This is a genomic window from Comamonas kerstersii, assembly GCF_008801935.1.
GTDB classification, from domain to species: Bacteria; Pseudomonadota; Gammaproteobacteria; order Burkholderiales; family Burkholderiaceae_C; genus Comamonas; species Comamonas kerstersii.
In genome coordinates, this window is the sequence record NZ_VZOT01000002.1 from 151,689 (window position 1) to 176,104 (window position 24,416).

Below are 24,416 nucleotides of genomic sequence, written 5' to 3' on the forward strand. Positions count from 1 at the left end.
TATGCTTAGTACACGCCCGCCGATGGCGGGTTTTTTTGTTCCCAAATTTCCTAGCGTGCGTGCCCCACACGCTTTATTTCGTTCCATACGCAAAGATATCTGGCCCTTGAATACACATTCATGCCTCTGATCTCCCTCATACTTCTCCCTTTCATTGGCAGCGTTCTGGCTGCCGTATTGCCTGCTAACGCGCGAAATACCGAGTCCACGCTGGCCGGCATCATTGCGCTAGTCTGTACTGTTCAGGCCGCCATGCTGTTTCCAGAAGTGGCAGATGGCGGTGTCATACGCCAGGAGCTGGTGTGGCTGCCGGCTCTGGGTCTGAACTTCGTCGTGCGTATGGACGGTTTTGCCTGGATGTTCAGCATGCTGGTGCTGGGCATAGGCTCCCTGGTGGTGCTGTATGCGCGCTACTACATGTCGCCAGCAGACCCCGTCCCGCGCTTTTTCTCGTTTTTGCTGGCTTTCATGGGGGCAATGTCGGGCGTCGTGCTGTCCGGCAACATCATCCAGCTGGTGTTCTTCTGGGAACTGACCAGCCTGTTTTCCTTCCTGCTGATTGGCTACTGGCACCACCGCAAGGATGCCCGCCGCGGTGCACGCATGGCACTGACCGTCACGGGTACTGGTGGTCTGTGCATGTTCGCAGGCATGCTGATTCTTGGTCATATCGTGGGCAGCTATGACCTGGAGAATGTGCTGGCAGCTGGTGAGCAAGTGCGTTCGCACGAGCTTTACACCCCGATGCTGGTGCTGATCCTGCTGGGTGCACTGTCCAAGAGCGCACAGTTCCCATTCCATTTCTGGCTGCCGCATGCCATGGCAGCTCCCACCCCCGTTTCGTCCTACCTGCACTCGGCCACCATGGTCAAGGCTGGCGTGTTTCTGATGGCTCGACTGTGGCCCGTGCTGTCCGGCACCGATCAATGGTTCTGGATTGTGGGCGGTGCTGGTGTGGCCACCTTGCTGCTCGGTGGCTTTCTGGCCATGTTCCAGCGTGACCTCAAAGGCTTGCTGGCTTACTCCACGATTTCGCACCTGGGTCTGATTACCCTGATGCTGGGCCTGAACAGCGCCTTGGCCGCTGTGGCGGCCGTGTTCCACATCATGAACCATGCCACCTTCAAGGCGTCCTTGTTCATGGCAACAGGTATCGTGGACCACGAAAGCGGCACACGTGACATGAACCGCCTCTCCGGCCTGCGCAAGATGATGCCCATTACGGCCACCCTGGCCTGTGTGGCCAGTGCGGCCATGGCGGGGGTGCCACTGCTCAACGGTTTCCTGTCCAAGGAAATGTTCTTCGCAGAAACCGTGTTTGTGGATGCTGACCACTGGGTACGCGTAGCCCTGCCTCTGGCCGCCACGATTGCCGGCATGTTCAGCGTAGCCTATTCGCTGTGCTTTACGGTGGATGTGTTCTTTGGTCCCAAGGCTACAGATCTGCCACGCAAGCCCCACGAGCCGCCCCACTGGATGCGCGTTCCCGTGGAGCTGCTGGTGCTGATCTGCTTGCTAGTGGGCATCTTCCCTGCCTGGACTGTAGGTGCTTTCCTGAACGCCGCCGCCTTGCCGGTCGTTGGTGGCAATCTGCCCTACTTCAGTCTGGCGGTCTGGCACGGCATCAATACACCGCTGATCATGAGTATCGTCGCCCTGCTGGGCGGCGTGGTGCTCTACATGGCCTTGCGCTGGCTGCGCAAGCAGGAAGTGCTGGGTGACGAGGCACCACTGTTTTCACGCATCGATGGCCAGCGCGTATTCGAGAACCTGCTGGCCCGCACCACCTTGCTGGCGCGTGACACACGCCGCCTGCTCAACACGCAGCGTCTGCAATGGCAAATGCTGTGGCTGGTGCTGATTGCGCTGCTCGCCGGAACGCTGCCGCTGTGGCTGCAGGGGCTCACGATTGGTCATCGCGCCAATCTGCCACTATCACCCGCCTTTGTGCTGCTCTGGGTCATCGGCTGTGCCTGTGCCCTGGGCGCGGCATGGAAAGCCAAGTACCACCGAATGGCAGCGCTGATCATGCTTGGCGGCTCGGGCCTTTGCACCTGCATCACCTTCCTGTGGTTCTCTGCCCCTGACCTGGCGCTGACCCAGCTGGTCGTGGAAGTGGTTACCACCGTGCTGATTCTGCTGGGCCTGCGCTGGCTGCCCAAGCGCGACAAAAACCTGCAGGCGCCTGCCCTGTCTACTGATCTGACCGTGCGTGCACGCCGTTTGCGTGACTTGCTGATCGCGCTGGCCGCAGGCGGCGGTGTGGGCTGGCTGGCCTTCACCATGATGAGCCGCCCCTTCCCGGAAAGCACCTCAACTTTCTTCCTGGAGCGCGCCCTGTCTGAAGGTGGTGGCACCAACGTCGTCAATGTGATGCTGGTGGACTTCCGCGGCTTCGATACCTTTGGCGAAATCGTGGTGCTGGGCATTGTGGCGCTGACTGTCTATGCCCTGCTGCGCCGCTTCCGCCCTGCACGTGAGACCATGGATTTGCCCGAGCAGCAGCGCTACATTCCGGGTGACCTGCAGACGGATCTGGTCAACCCCCGCAATGCAGCCGACACTGCCGTGGGCTACCTGATGGTGCCTGCTGTGCTGGTGCGCCTGCTGCTGCCTTTTGCCACCATGGTCTCCATCTATCTGTTCATCCGTGGCCACAACGAACCTGGCGGCGGCTTTGTGGCTGGGCTGGTGTTCTCCGTAGCACTGCTGCTGCAGTACATCATCTCTGGCACGCAATGGGTCGAGGCGCATATGCCGCTGTACCCACGCCGCTGGATTGGTCTGGGGCTGCTGTTTGCGCTCTTGACGGGCCTGGGTGCCATTACCGCAGGCTATCCCTTCCTGACCAGTCACACCTTCCACTTCAGCCTGCCATGGATCGGGCAGATCCACCTGGCCAGCGCTACCTTCTTTGACATAGGAGTATTTACCTTGGTTGTGGGTTCTACCCTGCTGATCTTGACCGCCATTGCCCACCAGTCCGTGCGCGGCCATCGCTATCACGCACGCATGCAAGAAGAGCAAGCAGCTCAGGAAGGAGGCCGCTGATGGAAACCGTACTCGCTATTGCCATTGGCGTGCTGGCCGGCTCCGGCGTATGGCTGCTGCTGCGCCCACGTACCTTTCAGGTCATTGTGGGCCTGTCGCTGCTGTCCTATGCCGTCAACCTGTTCATCTTCAGCATGGGGCGTGAAGGTCTGGCCATCGACAAGGAACCCGTGCTGCGCCCCGGCGTGCCAGAAACACTGGCGCACTATGCGGACCCCATGCCACAGGCCCTGGTGCTGACAGCTATCGTGATCGGCTTTGCCATGACGGCACTGTTCCTCGTCGTGCTGCTGGCTTCGCGTGGCATGTCGGGCACCGACCATGTGGACGGCGTGAAGTCGCGTGACGTGCAGGAGATGCCATGAGCTTGATCCTGCAATGGCTGGCATCGCTGATGCCACACCTCATGCTTGGCCCCATCTTGCTGCCCATGCTGGCTGCAGCGCTGATGCTGTTGCTGCGCGAAGAGCGCCTGACCATCAAGATGGTGATGAACGTGGGCGCTACCGCGCTTGGCCTGCTTATCTCCATTGCCTTGCTGCTGTGGACCAACCAGTCGGGCTCCACCAGCACCATGGGCGTTTATCTGGGCAGCAACTGGCCTGCGCCCTTTGGCATTGTGCTGGCCGTAGACCGGCTCACCGCCCTCATGCTGGTGCTGACCTACAGCATTGCGCTGGCGGCCAGTCTGTTTGCGACCGCACGCTGGCACAAGGCGGGGGTACATTTCCACCCGCTGTTCCAGCTGCAGCTCATGGGTCTGAGCGGTGCTTTCCTGACGGCCGACCTGTTCAACCTGTTCGTCTTCTTTGAAATCATGCTGGCAGCTTCCTACGGGCTGCTGCTGCATGGATCGGGCCGCCAACGCGTGCAGTCGGGTCTGCACTACATCGCCATCAATCTGGCAGCTTCCTCGCTGTTCCTGATTGGTGTGTCCATGCTCTACGGCATTACCGGCACGCTGAACATGGCGGACCTGGCACAGGCCATTCCCAATGTGTCTGATGCAGACCGCGGGCTGCTGCACACGGCAGCCGCCGTGCTGGCTACGGCCTTTCTGATCAAGGCTGCCGTCTGGCCGCTGAACTTCTGGCTGGTACCCGCCTACAGTGCAGCCACCGCCCCTGCAGGTGCGCTGTTTGCGCTGATGACCAAGGTGGGCATCTACACCATCTTGCGGCTGTGGACGCTGATGTTCTCGAGCGAAGCTGGTGACTCTGCCCTGTTTGGCGCCATGTGGCTGATTGCAGGCGGCATGATCACCATGATCTTTGGCGGCATTGGCATGCTGTCTGCTACACGCCTGACGCACCTGGCCGGTTACGCAGCCATTCTGTCTTCCGGCACGCTGCTGGCGGCCATTGGCTTTAACCAGAACATGCTCACAGCCGGTCTGCTGTATTACCTGCCCAGCTCCACACTGGCCGTGGCCATTCTGTTCATGCTGGCCGACATCATGGATCGCTGGCGCAACGACGGCAACGTAGACATTGACGATGAGGAAGCGCCCTTCCTCAACTCAGAGCTGGTGCCTGCCCAGAACATCAACCTCGACGAAAACGAGCAGGTGCTGATCGGCCGCGCCATTCCAGCGTCTGCCGCCTTCCTGGGTCTGGCTTTCATCATGTGCACGCTGGTGGTCTCCGGCCTGCCTCCGCTGTCCGGTTTTATCGGCAAGTTCGCCATGCTCAGCAATCTGATCAACCCTGTGGGGCTGGGTCAGTCTGCGGGCTACCAGGCAGGCTACTGGGGCTGGGTGCTGATGGTGCTGATGATCAGCACCGGACTGATGGCACTGATTGCACTGACCCGTGCTGGCATCCGCCACTTCTGGGCCACGCACGAACGCGGCACGCCTGAACTGCGCGTGGCCGAAGGTCTGCCCATTGCCGCGCTGATGGCGCTGTGCATCATCCTGACCGTCAAGGCCGATGCCGTGATGCAGTTCACCCAGAGCACGGCCAATGCCCTGCACTCGCCCGGCACCTATATCCAGGCCGTCATGGGTACCCGCCCTGTTCCCAACCCTGTTGCTGCTCCTACGAAGGAACCAGGAGTTCAGCCATGATGAAGCTACTCTTTCCTGCCCCTCTGCTGTCGATTGCCCTGTTCATTCTGTGGCTGCTGCTGAACCACTCAGTCAGCCGTGGTCACATCGTGCTGGGCGCCATTCTGGGCCTGTTGATTCCCATCATCACGCGCGGCCTGCGTCCTCTGCCAGTGCGTGTGCGTCACCCATGGACCATCTTCAAGCTGTTCTGCACCGTGGTGGTGGACACCTCGATCTCGAACTTTCAGGTCGTGCGCTTTTTGCTGTTCCCATCGCTGCGCAGGCATCCAGCAGCCTTTGTGCACATTCCGCTGGAGCTCAAAGACCCCAACGCACTGGCCGTGCTGTCCATGATCACCTGCATCACGCCGGGCACTGCCTGGGCTGAGATTTCGCGCGACCGCTCCATGCTGCTCATGCATGTACTGGAAGTCGATGACCCACAACAGGTGATCGACCATGTCAAAAACAGTTACGAACGTCCTTTGATGGAGATTTTCGAATGAGTCAATGGCTGGTCTGGGTGCTGTCGGTCGCCCTTTTCATGCTTGTGCTGGCCATGTCCTTCACCCTGGTTCGCCTGTACCGTGGCCCTTCTGCACAGGATCGCGTGCTGGCACTGGACTGCATGTACCTCAATGGCATGCTGGCCATGCTGGTGCTGGGCATTCTCTATGGCTCGTCCATGTACTTTGAAGCCGCACTGCTGATTGCGCTGTTTGGCTGCGTGGGCTCAACCGCCATGGCCAAGTTCCTGCTGCGTGGCGAGGTGATCGAATGAACGAATTTGTCCTGCCCCTGTGGGCTGAGATTCTGATTGCCGTGCTGGTGCTCGGCGGCGCTCTCATCGCTCTGCTGGGCTCCCTCGGCCTGATGCGGCTGGAGAGCTATTTCGAGCGCGTACACACGCCCTCCATCATTGCCACCATGGGCTGCTGGCTGATCATGTGGGCCACCTTTGTGTTCTTCAGCGCTACCGGTCAGGGACTGGCACTGCACGCCCTGCTGATTGCCATCTTCATTGCTGTGACCGTGCCTATCACCACCATCTTTCTGATGCGTGCAGCCCTGTTCCGTGCACGCCGTGCCGGACAGAACGTGCCTCCCAGTGTCAGCCGCATTGTTCCCAATGCGCCTCAAACGGCAGAGGAAGCAGAGGCAGAGTCCACCGCGGAAGCTAAACAAAAAATGAGCGCCTAGCGCTTGCTGCACAAGGCTTAGAGGCTTTTTTTAACGCTCAAAGTCATGCTTGCCGTTCTTGCCATCTGTACCGGAGCCAGCCTGGGCGCATTGCTACGCTGGCAACTGGGCCTGTGGCTCACTGCCCCGGGGCAGCTACCCTGGGGCACCTTGGCCGCCAATGCCATCGGTGGCTATGGCATTGGGCTGGCCATTGCATGGCTGGATGCCTCACCCCAGCTCGACCCAGTCTGGCGGCTGGCCATCATCACTGGCTTTCTGGGCGCACTGACCACCTTCTCCTCTTTCTCGGCCGAGGTCGTCGGCCTGCTGCAGGCGCAGCGCTGGGGCATGGCCATAGCCTGGGCGGCAGCGCATCTGTTCGCCTCCCTGCTGCTCATTATCACAGGCATCTACACCGTGCAGCAGGCACTGCGTTAATGGAAGGACCCGCCCTCTTGCTGCCGTGCAAGCGCTGAAAGCTCGCTGCAATCTGCGAAGATCAGCACCTGTTTCCGTGAAAGTGCGACTGGATATCTATGGACTCAAAAACCTCTTTGCATGCGCGTTCTCTGGCTGAAGATCTGGCTCCCCTGAATGCACCTGCAGCGGTGCGTGACACCACCACGGCCGACCCTCTGCTGCCCGATGCCTACCGCCTGGCCTTTGCCGACCCCGAATTCATGGCTCGCCGTGAGGTACGCGGCATCCGCTTCCAGCTGGAACTGCTCAAGCCTGATCTGGGGCAGAAAGCCCTGGGCATTGAGCACACGATTGTCGTCTATGGCAGCGCACGTTTTGTGGATGCACAGGCGGCTCAGGCTCGCCTTGCCGAGGCCCAGGCCAGCGGTGATCCTGCAAAGATCAAGGCCGCAGAGCGCGACATGCGCAATGCCACCCGCTACGAAAACGCCCGCGCCTTTGCACGCATGGTGGCCGAGTACAGCGAACGCCACCCCGAAGACCAGCGCCTGTATATCGCCACAGGTGGCGGCCCCGGCATCATGGAAGCTGCCAACCGCGGCGCCCACGAAGCAGGTGCCATGAACGTAGGCCTGAACATCCTGCTGCCGCACGAGCAGCAGGGCAACCCCTACATCACGCCTGAGCTGTGCTTCAAGTTCCACTACTTTGCACTGCGCAAGATGCACTTCATGATGCGTGCCAAGGCGCTGGTGGCCTTCCCCGGTGGCTTTGGCACCATGGACGAACTGTTCGAAGTGCTGACCCTGGTGCAGACCACCAAGGTCAAGGCCGTGCCCATCATCCTGTTTGACAGCCAGTTCTGGAAGCAGCTGTTCAACTTTGACCTGCTGGTCGAAGAAGGCATGATCTCGCCCCAGGACGTGAAGTTGTTCCATCTGGTAGACACGCCCGAAGCGGCATGGCAGGTCATCAAGGACTTCTACCAGCTGCCTGATTAATCCAGCAGCAAGCCCCCTCGCAAAACAGGCAGCCCAAGGCTGCCTGTTTTTATTTCTGTTTCTATTTCTGCTGCAGCGCCTTGGCTGCCTGATGCTTGAGCGCCGGCAGATCCTGCTGTCCCAGCAGCCATGGCAGGCGCGAACAGGCGCCGACCACGCCGCCAACCGCCCAGAACAGAGCTCCCACACCGACGACAGTGCCAATAGAGCCAAACAGCATGGGCATGAGCACGCTGGAGCCGTTGATGGCCATCATGCGCAGGCCCAGTGCCTCGCCCTGGCGGTGCGCTGGCGTGACCATGTGGATCATGCTCATCACCATGGGCTGCACCGAGCCCAGCACAAAGCCCAGACACACCGAGCAGGCCATCATGGCCAGGGCGCTGGACATCAGGGGATAGATGCAGAACAGCATGCAGGCGCCGATCATGGCAGTCATGACTACCTTCCACTCGGTGATGCGCTCAGACACAAAAGGAATCAGCAGACGCACGGCAGCAGCAGCGATCGCAAATGCACCAAGGATGGAGCCAATCGCCGAGGCAGACAGACCGCGTTCATGCCCCAGAATCGGCACAACAAAGGTATGCACATCCCAGCATGAGGACAGCGCCCAGTTCATCAGCAGCAGGCGGCGAAAGCCCTGACTTTGCAGCATGTCCCAGGCTGTACTTTTCTTGCTGCCTGCAGGCTTGGGCTCTGGCTTGGTTTCCTGCAGGGTACGCACCCACAGCCAGGCACTCAGCGGCAGCAGTGCCAGCAGCAGAAAAGCTGCGCGAAAGCCCACATCGCTGGCTGCCTCACCGCCTGCATAGTCAATCAGCAAGCCTGCCAGAAACGGCCCCAGAAAGTTGGAGGCCGCTGGGCCAATGGCCAGCCAGCTGAACATCTTGCGCAGCATGACCTGGTCTTTGGCCTCGCGCCCCACATGGCGCTGCAGGGCAATCAGGGCCGAGCCTGAAGCGCCCCCACTGCACAGCGCCGCAAAGCACAGCACGGGGTAGATAGGAAACATCACCGCCGCACCCGCGCCGATGCTGGCGACCGTGACGCTGATGGCCAGCGGCCGCTTGAGACCGTGGCGGTCGGCATAGCGCCCGGCAGGCAGGGACAGAAACACCTGCGTCAGCGCAAACAGGGCCAGCAGAAAACCGACGGCCGCCGGGCTATAGCCTTCGCGCAGCGCCAGCAATGGCGTTGCCATGCGCATGCCCGTCATGCAGGCGTGCACGGAGATTTGCGCCAGGATCAGGCGCAGCAATGTCCAGGTCACTTGACTGTTACTCGTCGTCTAAATCAGCCGCTGCAGTTGGCGTATCGGGGCTGTGCAGCGGCAATGAGGAGGAATGGGCAACTGCATCCGGCAGCTCCTGTACGGTGCGCAGACGACGCTGGATGGCACGCGTGCGCACATCCACCTGCTCAAACTTGCGGGCCGCCGCGTCAATCGACTTGCGCGTGGCCTCTACCACTTCACCAAACTTGGCAAACTCGGTCTTCACCTGGCCCAGCACGCCCCACACCTCGGAGGAACGCTTTTCAATGGCCAGGGTCTTGAAGCCCATCTGCAGACTGTTGAGCATGGCCGCCAGATTGGCAGGCCCCGTAATCACTACGCGGCTGTCATTTTGCACCGCTTCCACCAACCCTGGTCGCCGCAGCACTTCCGCAAACAGCCCTTCCGAAGGCAGGTACATGACGGCGAAATCGGTGGTGAATGGCGGGGACACGTACTTGGCAGCAATCTTTTTGGCCTCGTTGCGGATGGAGCTTTCCAGCGCATTGCCCAGCGCCACCATGGCCACTTTGTCGCCCGCATCCCAGGCGTCCTGCAGGCGCTGGTAGTGCTCGACCGGGTATTTGGCATCGATCGGCAGCCACACGGGGTGCTCACCATCGCGCCCCGGCAGGCGAATGGCAAATTCCACGAGTTCATCACTGCCCGGCACGGTCTTGACATTGCGTGCGTACTGCTCGGGCGTGAGCACGTTGTCAATGATGGCGCCCAGCTGCACTTCGCCCCAGGTGCCGCGCGACTTCACATTGGTCATCACGCGCTTCAAGTCGCCCACGCTGCTGGCCAGCGACTGCATCTCGCCCAGCCCCTTGTGCACCTGCTCGAGCCGGTCGCTGACCAGCTTGAAAGATTCGCCCAAGCGCTGCTCCAGCGTGGCGTGGAGTTTTTCGTCCACCGTGCGGCGCATTTCTTCGAGCTTGGCAGCGTTGTCCGACTGGATACTGGCCAGCCGCTCGTTCAAGGTGCCGCGCAGCTGCTCGGCCGTCTGGTGGTTGTCCTGGTTCAGACGCTGCAGCTGCTGGGCGAGCGCCTGCTGCAGCGCCGTGAACTGCTGCTGCAGCTCCACGCGGCTTTGGCGTGCTTCACCCAGCTGGCGTACCATGTGGCTGTCCACCAGCTGGCGCAGGCTGTCTGCGGCGGTGGCCTGGTTCTGACTCAGGCTGTGCACCAGCCCCTGCACCTGCTGGCCCATGGCGACCAGCGCGCCATCGTTCTTGCTCAGCGCCATCTGTATGTGCTGCTGTGCGCGCTCGACCAGCTCCAGGCGCTCCAGCAGATCCAGATCGGCAGGCACGGGCCGGGGGCGCAGCCACATCAGAGCCAGCAGCGCCACCACCACCAGCAGCAGGGCAAGCACTGCCCACAGTAAAACCTCCACAGCAACTCCTTGAACCATAGCTGCCGGCGCTTGCTATTGCTTGTTTTCAGATAGTTTTCTATCTGAAATGCTTATATATTCAGCGCTAGCAGCTATTGTTTTTATGCAACCCAGCGCACAGCGCGCGCCCTGCCATCCGGCGTATTGACCGGCGTGCGCGGTGCCTGCCCGCCCAGTACGGCAACCAGATTGTCTGCCGCCAGCTGTGCCATCCGGATGCGCGTAGGCACGGTGGCGCTGGCGATATGCGGGGTCAGCACCACATTGGGCACGGTCAGCAGATCGGGATGCACCTTGGGCTCGCCCTCGAACACATCCAGGCCTGCGGCGGCAATGCGCTGCGCCTTGAGGGCCTGCGCCAGCGCTGCATCGTCCACAATGCCGCCGCGTGCAATATTGATCAGCGTGGCCGTGGGCTTCATCAGCGCGATTTCTGCCGCTCCAATGGTGTGGTGGCTCTCTGGCGTGTAAGGCAGCACCAGCACCACATGGTCGGCCGTGCGCAGCAGCTCTTCCTTGCTCACATAGCGGGCCTGGCACTCGGCTTCCAGCGCGGGCGCAAGACGCGAGCGGTTGTGATAGAGCACCTGCATGCCAAAGCCATGCGCGCCGCGCTTGGCAATCCCCTGGCCGATGCGACCCATGCCAAGGATGCCCAGGGTGCTGCCGTGTACTTCGCAGCCCGTGAACATGTCGTAGCTCCACTTGCTCCATTGGCCAGCGCGCAGGAAATGCTCGCTTTCCGTGATGCGCCGGGCTGTCGCCATCAGCAGCGCAAAGCCAAAATCTGCCGTGGTTTCGGTCAGCACATCAGGCGCATTCGTGCCCTGCACGCCAGCGGCAGTCATGGCGGCGACATCAAAATTGTTGTAGCCCACCGCCATATTCGCCACCACTTTCAGCTGCGGGCAGGCAGCCAGCAGCTGCGCATCGATGCGCTCCGTGCCCGTGGCCAGCACGCCATCCATGCCCTGCAGCCTGGCGATGAGTTCATCATGGCTCCAGACGGTATCGTCTTCATTGGTCTGCAGCACAAAGTGCTGCTGCAAAAATTGGAGCACCTGCGGTGGAATCGCACGTGCCACCAGCACACGGGGTTTGGAAGTTGTCATAGCGTCAGAACCAGATCAGCGTCATCACCACAAACAGCGGCAGCAAAATGCAGCCGGACCACAGCAGATAGCCAAAGAAGCTGGGCATGGCCACGCCACGGTCTTCGGCAATGGCCTTAACCATGAGGTTGGGCGCATTGCCGATATAGGAGTTCGCCCCCATGAACACAGCACCGGCGGAAATGGCAATCAGCGTGGGGGCCATGCTGCCCATCAGCGTCACAGGGTCACCGCCTGCGGTATTGAAGAACACCAGATAGGTGGGCGCATTGTCCAGGAAGGAAGACAGCGCACCCGTCGCCCAGAAGTACATGGCGTTATTGGGCGAACCATCGGGCTCAGTCACGGCCCGCACAATGGCGGCAAACGGGCCATCCACCCCAGCCTTGAGCATGGCGATGACGGGAATGATCGTCAGGAAAATGCCCGCAAACAGCTTGGCCACTTCCTGCATGGGGCCCCAGCCGAACTGGTTGCTCTCATGCACCGCCTTGGGCGTGAGCGCCAGCGACACCAGCGCCACCACAATCAGGCCCACATCACGCACCAGTCCGGGCAGACCGACGGGCGTGCCTGCCACGTCAAACACCACGTCCGACTTCCACATGCCGCTGAGCAGCACCAGGCCCACCACGGCGCCCAGCAGGATGAAGTTGAACTTGCCATCAAAACCCAGGGCCTCGCGGGCCTGATCGCTCACAGGCTCTGGCAGCTTGTTGTCGTCATGGCGGCTGATCCAGGTGTCCAGCACAAAGAACATCAGCAGCAGCACACCGACCAGAAACAAGGCATGGGGCCAGATGTGCAGCAGCGTCCAGCTGAAGTCCACACCCTTCAGAAAGCCCAGGAACAGCGGAGGATCACCCAGCGGCGTGAGCGAGCCACCGGCGTTGGAGACGATGAAGATGAAGAACACCACAATGTGCACCACCTTGCTGCGGTGTGCATTGGCGCGAATCAGCGGGCGAATCAGGAGCATGGAGGCACCCGTGGTGCCCATGAAGCTGGCCAGCACTGCACCAAGTGCCAGAATTCCGGTGTTCAGCAGTGGCGTGCCCGTGAGCGAGCCGCGAATGTAAATGCCGCCTGCCACCACATACAGCGCGGTGAGCAAAATCACAAATGGCAGGTATTCGGCCAGCAGCGCATGCACAAAGTTCACGGCTGCCGCACCCGCGCCATGCGTGATGACCAGCGGAATCAGAAAAGCCAGCGACCATGCGGCCGTTACCTTGCCAAAGTGGTGGTGCCAGAAATTGGGCAGCAGCAAAGGCATCAGCGCAATCGACAGCAGCAAGCCCGCAAAAGGCACGGCCCACAGCACGCTCAGGCTGGCGCCATCGAGCTCGGCCGCCTGCGCCAGCGCTGGCAGTGCCATACACACAACTGCTGCAGCAGCAGATCGCACACACTTCATTCGTTGGTCTCCTCTGGAATCTCAAACACCTGGCGCAGATAGGCCAGGTACTTCTGGTCGTCACACATGCTCTTGCCGGGTGTATCCGACAATTTGGCCACGGGCTGACCATTGCAGCGCGTCATCTTGATGACGACCTGCAGCGGCTCATAACCCAGGTCATTGGTCAGGTTGGTACCAATGCCAAAGGCCAGCTGGCAGCGCCCATGAAAGCGCTGGTACAGCTCAATGGTGCGCGGAATGGTCAGCGCATCGCTGAAGATCAGCGTCTTGTTCAGCGGATCGACGCGGTTTTTGCGGTAGTGCTCCAGCATGCGCTCACCCCAGACAAAGGGGTCGCCGCTGTCATGGCGCGCACCGTCAAACAGCTTGCAGAAATACAGGTCAAAGTCGCGCAGAAAAGCTTCCATGCCATAGACATCCGACAGCGCAATGCCCAGATCGCCCCGGTACTCCTTGGCCCAAGCTTCCAGTCCGAAGATCTGGCTGTCACGCAGCCGGGGGCCCAGCGCCTGGCAGGCCTGCAGAAACTCATGTGCCATGGTGCCCAGCGGCGTAATGCCCAGACGCATGGCATACAGCACATTGCTGGTGCCGGCAAACTGCCCCGGTCCGTGGCCCGGCTCCGGGCGCTGAGCACCCGTGCCCAGCTTGGCGCACAGCACGCGCAGCACTTCTTCATGCCAGGCTCGGCTGAAGCGCCGGCGCGTGCCGTAGTCGGCAATTTTCAGGCCTTCCAGACCTTCACCGCGCAGCAACGCGATTTTCTCGTCCAGCCGCCTGCGCCCTTCCATGAAGTCGGGCACGGGCTGGGTATTACGGAAATACACCTCGTTGACGATGGCCAGCACCGGAATCTCAAACGGGATCACGTGCAGCCAGGGGCCCTTAATGGAAATATCAATCTCGCCGTTATCCAGCGGTGTGATCGTGATGTATTTCTCATTGAGCCGGAACAGGCTCAGAAAGTCCACAAAGTCGCTTTTGACAAAGCGCAGCGAACGCAGATAGGCCAGCTCCGCTTCCTGAAACTGCAGCTGGCACAGCGCGCGCACCTCGTCACGGATTTCCTGCACATAGGGCGCAAGCTGCACGCCGGGATTGCGGCATTTGAACTTGTATTCCACCTGCGCGCCCGGAAACTGGTGCAGCACCGCCTGCATCATGGTGAACTTGTACAGGTCGGTATCGAGCAGACTGGTAATGATCATGGGTGTGCGCGAAAACGAAAGGCACAGTGTAGGCCAAAGCACAGGCGCCCCAGGGCTTGCTGCCTGTGCCAACCAAGCCGTTGCCCCCTGCGAACATCGCAGGGGGTTCTGATGAAGAACGTCTAGTCTGCTTTGGTGGCCACGCCAGCCGAGGCAAAGCTGGCCATCTCGCGCAGGATGGCGCAGGCCGAGGGCAGCAGCGGCCAGGCAGTGGCAGCGCCCGAGCCTTCACCCAGACGCAGCTGCCAGTCCAGCAGGGGCTGGGCGTTCAGGGCCTTGAGCATCAGATCATGCCCGGGCTCGCCCGAGCGGTGGGCATAGACACAGCGCTGCAGCACGGCTGGCTGCAGGCGGCTGGCCACCAGCACGGCCGATGTGGTGATAAAGCCATCGACCACAATCACGCGGCGCTCGGCCGCGGCCTGCAGCACAGCGCCGACCATGGTGGCAACTTCCAGCCCGCCCATGGCGGCCAGCACTTGCAGCGGTTCGGTCACATCCGCATGCTTGGCCAGCACTGCTTCCAGCACAGCAATCTTGCGCTGCACGCCTTCGGCATTCAGGCCCGTGCCCATGCCAGTCACCTGCGCCACGGGAATGCCACAGAGCTTGGACAGCAGCAGCGAAGCTGTCGAGGTATTGCCAATGCCCATTTCGCCCAGCAGCAGTGCATTGCCGGGTAGCTGCTTCACCAGCTCTACCCCGTTGCGAATCGCCAGGGCACATTCCTGCGCCGTCATGGCTGGCCCCTGGCTGCAGTCCTGCGTGCCATAGGCCACCTTGCGGCGCCACAGACGGGGCTGCCCGGCCTTGGGCAGCTTGTCGTGCGGGTCCTGCTCACGCACGGCAAAGTCACGCGCCACACCACAGTCCACCACATTCAGCGCCACCCCATGCTGGCGTGCCAGCACGCTCACGGCCGCACCTCCAGCCATGAAGTTTTCCACCATCTGCCAGGTCACATCCACGGGATAGGCCGACACGCCGCGCGCCGCCAGGCCATGGTCTGCCGCAAACACCACCATCTGCGGCTGCTGCAGCACGGGCTGGTCCGTGCCCAGAATGCAGGCGATGCGGTGGGCCAGCTGCTCCAGCACGCCGAGCGATCCGACTGGCTTGGTTTTCTCATCAAGCAGGGTCTGCACATGGGCAGCAAAACCAGCATCGTGGATGCAAGCAACTTCAGGAATCACGCAGGACATATCAACACACCTCATACAAACAAAATGGCGCCTCGGCGCCCTGGCTGAAGTATGCAACTTACCGCGCAGCTCTGAAGCCCTGCCGATCAAAACCCACGCACAAAAAAACCCGGCAATGCCGGGTTGCGCAGGTGCAGCACGCCATCAGCGGGCAGGTTTTTCCGGGTGATGCGCCTTGTGCGGCGCATGGGTAGGAGCATGCCCCGGTGCATGGTGGTGGCCTGCCGCTGGCGCTGTCTCTGTGTACTTGCGCAGCACACCACCGCCTTCCACGCTGCCTGTCACCTGTGCATGGTGCACACGTGCCACACAGGAGCGGCGATCTTCTTCGGTCTTGAACACATCGCAGCGCTTGAGGGCATTGCGCTGGTACTGGTCCATGCTTTCTCCATGGCCTGCACCACGGCGGCGCTCAGCCGCAACGGCTGCTGCTTCGTGCTTTTTCGGGCTGGCGTACTTGTTCGAGCCCTTGTGCTTGGGGCTGTGCTTAGGTTCGTGCTTGTGCATCTGCTTGGCCGGGTGGTGTGGCTGCGCATGCGCGGCTGCAGGTGGCGGCGGTTCCGGGGCAGGCTGTGCCTGTGCCAAGGCCAGCGAAGCGCCCATCACAGCCAGGGCACCCAGCGACCAGCGAAAAGCGGAATTCCATTGCTGCTTCATGGGTCAGTACTCCTTGAACATGAGAGATGGGACGAGCATCCTGCACTGCCATGAAAGCATGTATCAGTGCAAGACCTCAGTGGCTGAAGTCTGCAACCTACACAAAAAGCATGTGCTTACTTTTTGTAAGCAAACCAGTCTTCAACCCCCAAAGCCATGCGCGCAAACACCTGATCCAGCGACGGTGCCTGCGCCCCCCACAGCGCCTGCAGCATGGCCGCGTTTTCCAACATGCCATGCCAGTACGTACCCCAGACATTGCCCTGCGCACTTTGCCAGACCATGCCGGGCACGGGTTCATCAGCACGCTGTGCCTGGCCCGCCTCCATGTCCGCACGCAGCTGGGTCTGGCCGTGGTGAATTTCATAGACCTGCAGCTGCAGCCCATTCAGCGCCGACCACACCCCGCGCAGCGGTGGCAGCTGCACCTGTACACGGCGCACGGTTTTCTCCGGCGCAAACAGCGTCACCAGCGGCAGCAGGCCCAGGCCAGCGGCATTGCCATCCACGCCGTGCAGGTCAATCAGCGCCTCGCCCAGCATCTGCAGGCCGCCGCAAATGCCCAGCACGCGCCGCCCGGCATGTGCATGGGCGACCACGGCCGCGTCCAGCCCCTGCTGGCGCATCCAGGCCAGGTCGGCCGCCGTGGCCTTGCTGCCAGGCAGGATCACCCAGTCGGCACCAGCCAGATCTGCCGGGCTGCGCGCCCAGACCACGCGCACGCCAGGTACGCTGCGCAGCGGCTGGAATTCGTCATGGTTGCTCATGCGCGGATAGGCCACGATGGCCACCGTCGTGTGAATGGAGCCCTGCCCCGTGCTGCGTGCATCGAACACCCCGTCTTCCTCAGGCAGGCCGTGGCCACACTGCATGGGAATCGTGGCCACCGTGGGCACGCCCGTGCGTTCCTGCAGCATCTGCGGCGCGGGAGCCAGCAGGCCTGGGTCACCTCGGAACTTGTTGAGCACAAAGCCACGGATCAGCGCCTGCTCCTGCGGTGGCAGCAGTGCCCAGGTGCCGTACAAATGGGCAAAGGCTCCGCCTCGGTCGATATCCGCCACCAGCAGGCAGTGCGCATCGCAATGCCGCGCCACGCGCATGTTGACGATGTCGCTGTCGTGCAGATTGATTTCTGCTGGCGAGCCTGCGCCCTCGATCACCACCACCTCATATTCCGCACGCAGGCTGTCCAGCGCTGCAGTGATCTGCGGCCACACCTGCGCACTGCGCGCACGCCAGGGCAGCGCTGAGAGCAGGGCATTCACCTGCCCCATCAGCACCACCTGGCTGCGCGTATCCGCCTCTGGCTTGAGCAGCAGCGGGTTCATGCGCACATCGGGCTCCACACCACAGGCCAGTGCCTGCAGGTATTGCGCTGTGCCGATCTCGCCCCACTGTCCATCAGGCGTAGCCACCACACGTGCGTTGTTGCTCATGTTCTGGGCCTTGAAGGGCGCCACCTTGTAGCCCTGGGCGCGATACCAGGCACACAGCGCCGTGCTGACCCAGCTCTTGCCTGCATTGCTGCTGGTGCCCAGCACCATGACGCACAAGGCCTGGCGCTGGCCCGGTTGGGGCAGAGGGAGTGTCGTCATATTGATTCCTTTGGGGCAAGTTCCTGCCACGCCTGCTCCAGCACCCGCTGCGATGCGGGGGGCAGCACGCCCAGACGCACGCAGCCCGGCAAACCAAAACTGGCGGCATCCCGCAGCTTGATGCTCTGCGCGCGCAAGGCGGCCAGCCACTGCGGCATGGCAGTGTGCAAATGCTCTGGCCAGCGCGCGACAAAATAGTTGGCCTGGCTACCCGGCAGCACCTGCCAACCCAGCCGTTCGCACAGCTGCAACTGCTGGCTTTTCCAGTCTCGCAGCTGCACCAGACTGGCTTGCAGCCATTGCTGCACCTCGGGTTGCGTCCAGGCCTGCAGCATGGCCACGCCATGCGCCCCCACCACCCAGGAAGGGGCCAGCAGGCGCAGCGCAGTCAGCTCCTGCTCCGTCACATGCTCCGGCGCAATCGCATAGGCGGCACGCACGCCCGTCATGCCCAGCGCCTTGTTCGGCGTCCACATCTGCCAGAGTTGGTCCAGCCCTGGCAGCGCTGGCGCGGGGTCCAGACGCAGCGGTGCATAGGCGCAGTCCAGCACACGCCAGGTGCCGGGCGTTGCAGGATGCGCTGCCCACTGGGCCAGCACTGCATCTTCTTGCCCCAGCGGGCTGGACGGCGCGCAGGCCCAGTGCAACCCTGTGCCGAGGCGCTGCGCTGCACGATCTGCCAGCTGCAAGCCCCAGACCTGAGCGGCCTGTGGATAGTCGCCATAGTGGTGAGCCGGAAAACTCACGCAGGATGCGCCCTGGCGCAGCGCATGCATGGTGATGCGGTGGATGAATTCGCTGGCGCTGCCCGCCATCACCACGCGCCGCACCTCCACGCCATGGAACTGCGCCAGCTGCTCGCGCAACGCGGTATAGGCTGGGTCTGGGTACTGTGCGCTGTGCGCGGCCTGCAAGGCTTTTACGGCCAGCGGGCAGGGTCCACAGGCATTGCGGTTGGTCGAAAAATCATGCGCCGCAATGCCCAGTGCATCCGTGCCGCCATGCACGCCTATCTCAGCCATAGACCACCCCGCCTGCAGCCAGCAGCACCACCGCGCTGCACACGGCCATCACAAGCACCACACGCCCAGCCAGCTGCACACTGCGCTGCAGCTGCGCCGTCTGCGGCACCTGCCCTGCGGGGTTGAGCACATAGACCCCGGGCTTGCCCAGCCGCACACCCAGCGCCTGTGCCATCGCACCCATGGGCCAGCCGCCATTGGGCGATGGGGTCACAGCCGCATCGCGGCGCAAATCCTGCCAGCGCAGACCGCGTGCCACCAGTGCCAGCAGCAGGGCCGTCAGCCGCGCAGGGATCCAGTTAAGCACATCGTCCGTGCGCGCCACCCATTTGCCCGCCCATTGCCAGTGGCGGCGCTGCGCACCCTGCCCGCGCCAGCCGGGGTAGCCCCACATGGCATCGGCCGTGTTGGTGAGGCGGTAGACCGCCGCCCCCGGCAGGCCCAGCAACGCAAACCAGAACAAGGGGGCGATCACGGAGTCCGAGAGGTTTTCGGCCAGTGTCTCGATGGCGCTTTCGCGTACCACGCCTGCATCCAGCTGCGCGGTGTCACGGCTGACCAGCCAGGACAGGCGCTCACGCCCTGCTGCCAGCGACTGTTGCAACGCAGCTTCCACAGCCAATACTTCGTCACGCAACATGCGCCAGGACAGCAGTGGCTTGAGCAGCACACCCAGCACCACGCCCTGCATCCACCACGCCGTAAACAGGAACAGCCATTGCAGCGCGGCATAAACTACAAAAAAGAGAGCTGCTAGCGCAAGCCATGCAAGCATTCCAGATAGAAAAGACTTGCAATCCCTTGATTTATCGGCGCTAGGCGCTATGCATTTACCAATTCCACCCAGCAGCTTGCCCATGAGCACCACGGGGTGCAGCCACACGGGTGGTTCGCCCCAGAGGCGATCCAGCAGCAGTGCCACCAGCACGGCCAGTGCGGCCACCATCAGCTGCTGCGCACCCCAGGCCTGCCAGATGCTTTCCGTGCTCCACAACTGGCACAGCCATGCCACAGGGCTGATGGCCTGCACCAGCGCCCCGATGCCATCGAGCCAGTTCATGGGCGCTCGAGCTGCTTGTCACCCATGATGGCAGACTGCCCCCAGCGCTCGTCAAACAGCATGTCTTCCAGCGGTGCGCGTGCGGCCCATTTTTCCTGCTGCAGCATGGGCTCGGCGTAGTAGGCCTGCACGGGGCCCAGGCACAGCACGGCCAGCGGGTAGCTGCCTGCGGGCATTTCCAGCAGCTGGGCGAGCGCCACGGGGTCGTAGATCGACACCCAGCCCATGCCCAGCCCTTCGGCCCGCGCGGCCAGCCACATGTTCTGGATGGCGCAGGCGGCAGAGGCCATGTCCATCTCGGGCATGGTGCGGCGGCCAAACACATGGGCTTCGCGCCCCGGCGGCAGGCTGACGATCAGCACCTCGGCCGCGTCCAGCACGCCCTGCACCTTGAGCTGCATGAAGTCTTCTTCACGCTCTCCCAGCGCCTTGGCGGTGAGCACGCGCTCCTGCTCAACCAGCGCATGAATACCTTCGCGCATGGCACGCGAGCGAATGCGGATAAAGCGCCAGGGCTGCATGAAGCCGACGCTGGGCGCATGGTGCGCGGCACGCAGCAGACGCAGCAGCACCTCGTCCGACACCGTGCCCGGCACAAAGTGGCGCATGTCGCGCCGCTCGTAGATGGCGCGGTACACGGCCTCGCGCTCAGCGTCAGAAAACGGCGCAGCCGCAATGGTGGTGTACTGGTCCAGATCGTGGGTCTCGCTCATCCCGTTCCCCTTTCAGTCTTCAATGCCGCGTTGCGCAGGAATGCCTGCCTGAAAGGCGTGCTTGATCATCTGCATCTCGGTCACCGTGTCCGCGATGGCGATGAGCTCCTGCGGGCAGCGGCGGCCCGTGAGGCACACATGCACGTCTTTCGGTCGTGCCTGCAGGGTATCGAGGACTTCCTGCAGCGGCAACCAGCCATAGATCAGGGGATAGGTCACCTCATCGAGCACGACGAGGAAATACGCGCCCGAGAGAATGGCCGCCTTGGCCTTGTCCCAGCCCTCACGCGCCAACTGCGCGGAGTGGTCCAGGTCCTTGCTCTTCCAGCTGAAGCCGTCGCCCAGCCCTTCCACGGGCAGGCCCACGCGCTCTGCCAGGCGGTGCTCGCCAAAACGTGCCGTGGGCACTTTCATGAACTGGAAAACCTTGACCGCCTTGCCCCGGCCCAGCGCACGGAACGCCAGCCCGAAGGCGGCCGTGCTCTTGCCCTTGCCGTCACCGGTGTTGACGATGACCAGGCCGCGGCGTTCGCCCTCGGCCTTGTCGTAGGGTTTTTCGCTCGGTGGTGTTTCAATTTGCATAGCTGTCTGCGCTTGTAGCATCGGCCTTAGTGGCCATTTTTGTTCTTCATCGATGGGGCATGGCCTGCCGTGGGCAGCGCCATCCACATGCCGTCGATCTCGCGGATGCGGATGCGGTGCTCGAACACCGCCTCCAGCGCCGCATGGGTGGCTGCATCCTGCGTCGCACCCTGGTGCAGCACACGCCCGGCCTGCATGACCACCATGTGGTCGGACTGCAGCGCAATGCCCAGCTCATGCAGCACGCTGACCACGGTGTGGCCGCTGGCAACCTGAGCCTGCACAGTGTCCATCCAGGCGCTCTGGTGCGGCGGATCCAGATTGGCCAGCGGCTCGTCCATCAGCAGCACCTGCGCCTGCACGGCCAGCGCACGCGCCAGCAGCACGCGCTGGCGCTCACCGCCGGAAAGCTCTGCCAGCGACCGGTGTCGCCAGTCCCAGGCCTGCGTCATCTGCAGGCATTGCTGCACCACAGTGTGGTCCTCAGCATTGGGGGCAGCCAGCCAGCTCTGGTGTGGCAGGCGGCCCAGCATGACCACGTCATAGCTGCACACATCCTGCGTGGTGTTTTCGTTTTGCCCCATCCACGACAGCATGCGTGCGCGCTCGCGGCGTGGCCAGTCCTGCAATGCGCGGCCCATCAGCTCTATCTGCCCCTGCCACGCGCTGCGCGGCAGCAGCCCGGCCAGCGCCCGCAGCAGCGTGGACTTACCCGCCCCATTGGGGCCCACAATGGCCGTCCACTGCTGGGCAGGCAGCTGTACATCCAGGCCATGCAGCAAGCGCTGGCGACCGGCTGATACCTGCAGCTGCCGGGCCTGCAGTGCCACAGGCAAAGCGCTCTTCATGTGCCCCTCCCCCGCCGCGCAGCGTGGCCACGGTGCATGAGCCACAGCAGGTAGCTGCCACCCAGCAATGCGGTCAGCACGCCTACGGGCAATTCCTCTGGCGCCATGACCCAGCGCGCCAGAATGTCGGCCAGCAGCAGCAATACGCCGCCCATCAGACTGCTGAGCAGGCAGCTGCGTGCCTGCCCTGCGCTGACCATGCTGCGCACCAGATGCGGCGCAGCCAGCCCCACAAAGGCAATCAAGCCAGTCTGTGCCACAGCCGTGCCCGTGGCCAGTGCCATCACCACAATCAGCCCTGCACGCATGGGTGCCAGCGGCAGGCCCAGACTGGCTGCCGTGGATTCGCCCAGGCTCAGCCCATCGAGCACCCGCGCCAGTCCCCAAGCCGCCAGCAGGCACACCAGCAGCGCCCCCAGCATCAGACCGCAGGACTGCCAGCCTATAAAGGCGGTACTACCCAGACCAAAAGCTTTCATGGGCTGCAGGATGTCCGGATAGCGCAGCTCCAGCATGTCACGCATGGCGCTGAGCACCACGCCCACCACCACCCCGGCCAGCAAAAGGCGCAGACTGTTTTGCACCCCTTGCGCCAGCATCAGCGCCAGCAGCACGGCAATGCCAGCACCCACAAAGGCCATGCCCGTCATGCCCAGGCGCAGCATCCATTCCATGCCCATGGCGGCCGAGCCCCCCAGCACCATGGCCACCGCACCGCCCAGTGAAGCGCCTGAGGCACTGCCCAGCAGATAAGGATCGGCCAGCGGGTTGCGAAACAGCCCCTGCGCCACCGCACCTGCCAGCCCCAGCAAAGCCCCTGCCAGCCAGGCACCGAGTGTGCGCGGCAGGCGAATGTCCCAGACGATCTGCCAGGCCACAGGGTCCTGCTGCATGCGCCACACACTCTCCCAGCCGGTGCTGCCCACGCTGGCGCCCACACCCATGGCGCCCACACTCAGCAGCAGCAGGCCCAGCGCCAGCCAGGCACTGCGCCGTTTTTCACGAAACAAGCTGCTGTTTTCTTGAAACAAGCTGCTGTTTTCACGCGACATGGCACTGTTATTCATGGCCACGGCGAGGTGCTTTCTCACGCACGCAGCGTGCAATCAGTGCGGCGGCTTCGTCCATGCGCGGCCCGGGGCGCACGATCACATCGGACTCTCTTGCATCAAAAGTACAGATGCGCTGCTGCTTCACAGCCTCCAGCGACTGCCAGCCCGGGTAGGACGAGGCAGCCTGCATGCTGTGGTTGACCATCAAAATCACATCAGGCCGCGCACGCACGATGAACTCCGGGTTCACGCGCGGAAACGGCCCCATCTCCTGCGGCACCACATTGCCCAGTTGCATGCGGCTGAGCATTTCCCCGATAAAAGACGATGGCCCCGCCACATACGGCCCACGGCTGACTTCAAAGTACACGCGCGCACCCTGCACTTCTGGTGGCAGGGACTGCGCCGCTGCCTGCACCCCGTTCTGCATACGCCGCCACACGGCCTGCACCTGCTGCGGTGGCTGGCCGAGCACCACGCCCACGGAATGCATCACGCGCAGCACATCGGCCGACGTACGGGGCTCCAATGCCACCGTGCGCAGGCCCAGCGCCTCCAGACGCTCGCCCACGCGCGCCGAACTGGACAGCAGCACCACATCCGGCTTGAGCGCCACAATGGCTTCCACATTCGGGTCCAGCCCACCGCCCACCACGGGCAGCTTGCGCTGCAAGTCTTCAGGCCAGTTGGAATAGCGGTCCACCCCGACCAGCTTGTCGCAGGCCCCCAGCGCGCACACGGTCTCAGTCAGCGAAGGCAGCAGGCTCACAATGCGCTGTGGAGGCTGACTCAGCACCACGCTACGGCCGCGCTCATCCTTGAGCGCCTCAGGTGGCACATCGGCAGCCTGCACACTGCCCAGCAGGCCCAGCCAGCAGGCTGCCAGCAGGCTGCAGCGTCGTATATAGCGCTTCATTTGAGCTGCAGTGGCAGGCCAGCTGCCATCAAAGTCACGCGACTGCATGCCTGCGCCACATCCTGGTTCAGGCAGCCCAGTGCATCTACAAAGGCACGTACCTCACGCCCCATGGGAATCACGCCCATGCCAATCTCATTGCCCACCAGCACCACCGGCCCGGGGCACTGGGGCAGCACTTCCAGAAAAAGAGCACGCTGCGCGGCCCAGTCCTGCGTCAGCGGCTGATTGGGTTCAAATTCCACGCCTTCCATGGGCATCATCCAGTTAGTGAGCCACAGCGTCAGACAATCCACCACCACCAGCGTCTGCGCATTGCTGTGCTGCTGCAGTGCCTGGGCCAGCAAGCGTGGCGTTTCCACCGTCTGCATGCCTGGCACGCGCTGCGCACGGTCTGCCTGGTGGCGTGCGATGCGCACGCGCATTTCCTCATCCCAGGCCTGACCCGTAGCCAGATACACGGCACGGTGACCAGCACTACCTGCGATCCAGTCGTGCGCGGCCAGCTCTGCACGGCGCGTCTTGCCGCTTTTCTGGCCGCCCAGAATCAGTTCCTGCCAGGGCCCGTGATTCACAATATTCATAGAAATGGCTGTCTGAGCGCACGTACCATGGCTTCAACTGCTGCGTCAGCAGTCTGCGGACCCGCT

24 protein-coding genes are annotated in these 24,416 nt (G+C 62.6%); 8 read left to right on the forward strand and 16 right to left on the reverse strand.

Annotated elements, in window-relative coordinates:
• Positions 1-120: 120 nt before the first annotated feature.
• From F7P80_RS03810 to F7P80_RS03845, 8 genes are all read left to right on the forward strand, one after another.
• Positions 121-3,051, forward strand: a complete 2,931-nt coding sequence (locus F7P80_RS03810) for a monovalent cation/H+ antiporter subunit A (protein WP_054067617.1) — start codon at positions 121-123, stop codon at positions 3,049-3,051.
• Positions 3,051-3,416, forward strand: coding sequence for a Na+/H+ antiporter subunit C (locus F7P80_RS03815; RefSeq protein ID WP_054067616.1), 366 nt, complete (start codon positions 3,051-3,053; stop codon positions 3,414-3,416). The genes F7P80_RS03810 and F7P80_RS03815 overlap by 1 nt, the downstream gene beginning before the upstream one ends.
• On the forward strand, positions 3,413-5,119 hold the full coding sequence (locus tag F7P80_RS03820; RefSeq protein WP_151042921.1) for a monovalent cation/H+ antiporter subunit D: 1,707 nt from the start codon (positions 3,413-3,415) through the stop codon (positions 5,117-5,119). The genes F7P80_RS03815 and F7P80_RS03820 overlap by 4 nt, the downstream gene beginning before the upstream one ends.
• Positions 5,116-5,607, forward strand: coding sequence for a Na+/H+ antiporter subunit E (locus F7P80_RS03825; protein ID WP_054067614.1), 492 nt, complete (start codon positions 5,116-5,118; stop codon positions 5,605-5,607). The genes F7P80_RS03820 and F7P80_RS03825 overlap by 4 nt, the downstream gene beginning before the upstream one ends.
• On the forward strand, positions 5,604-5,882 hold the full coding sequence (locus F7P80_RS03830) for a K+/H+ antiporter subunit F (protein ID WP_151042924.1): 279 nt from the start codon (positions 5,604-5,606) through the stop codon (positions 5,880-5,882). The genes F7P80_RS03825 and F7P80_RS03830 overlap by 4 nt, the downstream gene beginning before the upstream one ends.
• The gene (locus tag F7P80_RS03835) at positions 5,879-6,301 is read left to right on the forward strand and encodes a monovalent cation/H(+) antiporter subunit G (protein ID WP_054067612.1); all 423 of its coding nucleotides are present in this window, start codon (positions 5,879-5,881) and stop codon (positions 6,299-6,301) included. The genes F7P80_RS03830 and F7P80_RS03835 overlap by 4 nt, the downstream gene beginning before the upstream one ends.
• Positions 6,302-6,346: 45 nt before the next feature.
• Positions 6,347-6,721 carry a fluoride efflux transporter CrcB gene (gene crcB / locus F7P80_RS03840; RefSeq protein ID WP_151042927.1) on the forward strand — a complete coding sequence of 125 codons (375 nt, stop codon included), beginning with the start codon at positions 6,347-6,349 and terminating at the stop codon, positions 6,719-6,721.
• A gap of 98 nt (positions 6,722-6,819) precedes the next feature.
• Positions 6,820-7,704, forward strand: coding sequence for an LOG family protein (locus F7P80_RS03845; RefSeq protein ID WP_151042930.1), 885 nt, complete (start codon positions 6,820-6,822; stop codon positions 7,702-7,704).
• A gap of 61 nt (positions 7,705-7,765) precedes the next feature.
• On the opposite strand, the gene F7P80_RS03850 is transcribed toward F7P80_RS03845, so the two are convergent.
• The 16 genes from F7P80_RS03850 to cobU form a co-directional block, all read right to left on the reverse strand.
• Positions 7,766-8,977, reverse strand: coding sequence for an MFS transporter (locus F7P80_RS03850; RefSeq protein ID WP_151042933.1), 1,212 nt, complete (start codon positions 8,975-8,977; stop codon positions 7,766-7,768).
• A gap of 7 nt (positions 8,978-8,984) precedes the next feature.
• Entirely contained in the window at positions 8,985-10,379 is a 1,395-nt protein-coding gene (locus F7P80_RS03855; RefSeq protein WP_133936531.1) for a DNA recombination protein RmuC, read from the reverse strand.
• 101 nt (positions 10,380-10,480) lie between these two features.
• Complete coding sequence (locus F7P80_RS03860; protein ID WP_151042936.1) at positions 10,481-11,491, reverse strand: 2-hydroxyacid dehydrogenase; 1,011 nt, start codon at positions 11,489-11,491, stop codon at positions 10,481-10,483.
• Between the two features lie 4 nt (positions 11,492-11,495).
• Positions 11,496-12,908: a sodium:proton antiporter gene (locus F7P80_RS03865; protein WP_151042939.1), complete on the reverse strand. Its 1,413-nt coding sequence runs from the start codon at positions 12,906-12,908 to the stop codon at positions 11,496-11,498.
• Positions 12,905-14,119, reverse strand: a complete 1,215-nt coding sequence (gene pncB / locus F7P80_RS03870) for a nicotinate phosphoribosyltransferase (RefSeq protein ID WP_054067605.1) — start codon at positions 14,117-14,119, stop codon at positions 12,905-12,907. Before pncB ends, F7P80_RS03865 begins: the two co-directional genes overlap by 4 nt.
• Positions 14,120-14,241: 122 nt before the next feature.
• Entirely contained in the window at positions 14,242-15,321 is a 1,080-nt protein-coding gene (cobT, locus tag F7P80_RS03875; RefSeq protein WP_151042942.1) for a nicotinate-nucleotide--dimethylbenzimidazole phosphoribosyltransferase, read from the reverse strand.
• Positions 15,322-15,465: 144 nt separating this feature from the next.
• Positions 15,466-15,978, reverse strand: a complete 513-nt coding sequence (locus F7P80_RS03880) for a hypothetical protein (RefSeq protein ID WP_249041368.1) — start codon at positions 15,976-15,978, stop codon at positions 15,466-15,468.
• A gap of 116 nt (positions 15,979-16,094) precedes the next feature.
• The gene (locus F7P80_RS03885) at positions 16,095-17,573 is read right to left on the reverse strand and encodes a cobyric acid synthase (protein ID WP_249041369.1); all 1,479 of its coding nucleotides are present in this window, start codon (positions 17,571-17,573) and stop codon (positions 16,095-16,097) included.
• Positions 17,570-18,595 carry an aminotransferase class I/II-fold pyridoxal phosphate-dependent enzyme gene (locus F7P80_RS03890; RefSeq protein ID WP_151042946.1) on the reverse strand — a complete coding sequence of 342 codons (1,026 nt, stop codon included), beginning with the start codon at positions 18,593-18,595 and terminating at the stop codon, positions 17,570-17,572. The genes F7P80_RS03885 and F7P80_RS03890 overlap by 4 nt, the downstream gene beginning before the upstream one ends.
• Positions 18,588-19,655, reverse strand: a complete 1,068-nt coding sequence (gene cbiB, locus F7P80_RS03895) for an adenosylcobinamide-phosphate synthase CbiB (protein WP_151042949.1) — start codon at positions 19,653-19,655, stop codon at positions 18,588-18,590. Before cbiB ends, F7P80_RS03890 begins: the two co-directional genes overlap by 8 nt.
• The gene (bluB, locus tag F7P80_RS03900; protein ID WP_151042952.1) at positions 19,652-20,368 is read right to left on the reverse strand and encodes a 5,6-dimethylbenzimidazole synthase; all 717 of its coding nucleotides are present in this window, start codon (positions 20,366-20,368) and stop codon (positions 19,652-19,654) included. The genes cbiB and bluB overlap by 4 nt, the downstream gene beginning before the upstream one ends.
• A gap of 12 nt (positions 20,369-20,380) precedes the next feature.
• A complete protein-coding gene (cobO, locus tag F7P80_RS03905) occupies positions 20,381-20,950 on the reverse strand; it encodes a cob(I)yrinic acid a,c-diamide adenosyltransferase (RefSeq protein WP_054067599.1) in 570 nt (189 codons plus the stop codon).
• 26 nt (positions 20,951-20,976) lie between these two features.
• Positions 20,977-21,798, reverse strand: coding sequence for an ABC transporter ATP-binding protein (locus F7P80_RS03910; RefSeq protein ID WP_151042954.1), 822 nt, complete (start codon positions 21,796-21,798; stop codon positions 20,977-20,979).
• Positions 21,795-22,850: a FecCD family ABC transporter permease gene (locus F7P80_RS03915; RefSeq protein ID WP_151043235.1), complete on the reverse strand. Its 1,056-nt coding sequence runs from the start codon at positions 22,848-22,850 to the stop codon at positions 21,795-21,797. Before F7P80_RS03915 ends, F7P80_RS03910 begins: the two co-directional genes overlap by 4 nt.
• A gap of 7 nt (positions 22,851-22,857) precedes the next feature.
• The gene (locus F7P80_RS03920) at positions 22,858-23,766 is read right to left on the reverse strand and encodes an ABC transporter substrate-binding protein (RefSeq protein ID WP_151042957.1); all 909 of its coding nucleotides are present in this window, start codon (positions 23,764-23,766) and stop codon (positions 22,858-22,860) included.
• Positions 23,763-24,350 (reverse strand): bifunctional adenosylcobinamide kinase/adenosylcobinamide-phosphate guanylyltransferase, encoded by a 588-nt coding sequence (gene cobU / locus F7P80_RS03925; RefSeq protein ID WP_151042960.1) that lies wholly within the window; start codon positions 24,348-24,350, stop codon positions 23,763-23,765. Before cobU ends, F7P80_RS03920 begins: the two co-directional genes overlap by 4 nt.
• Positions 24,351-24,416: the final 66 nt, after the last annotated feature.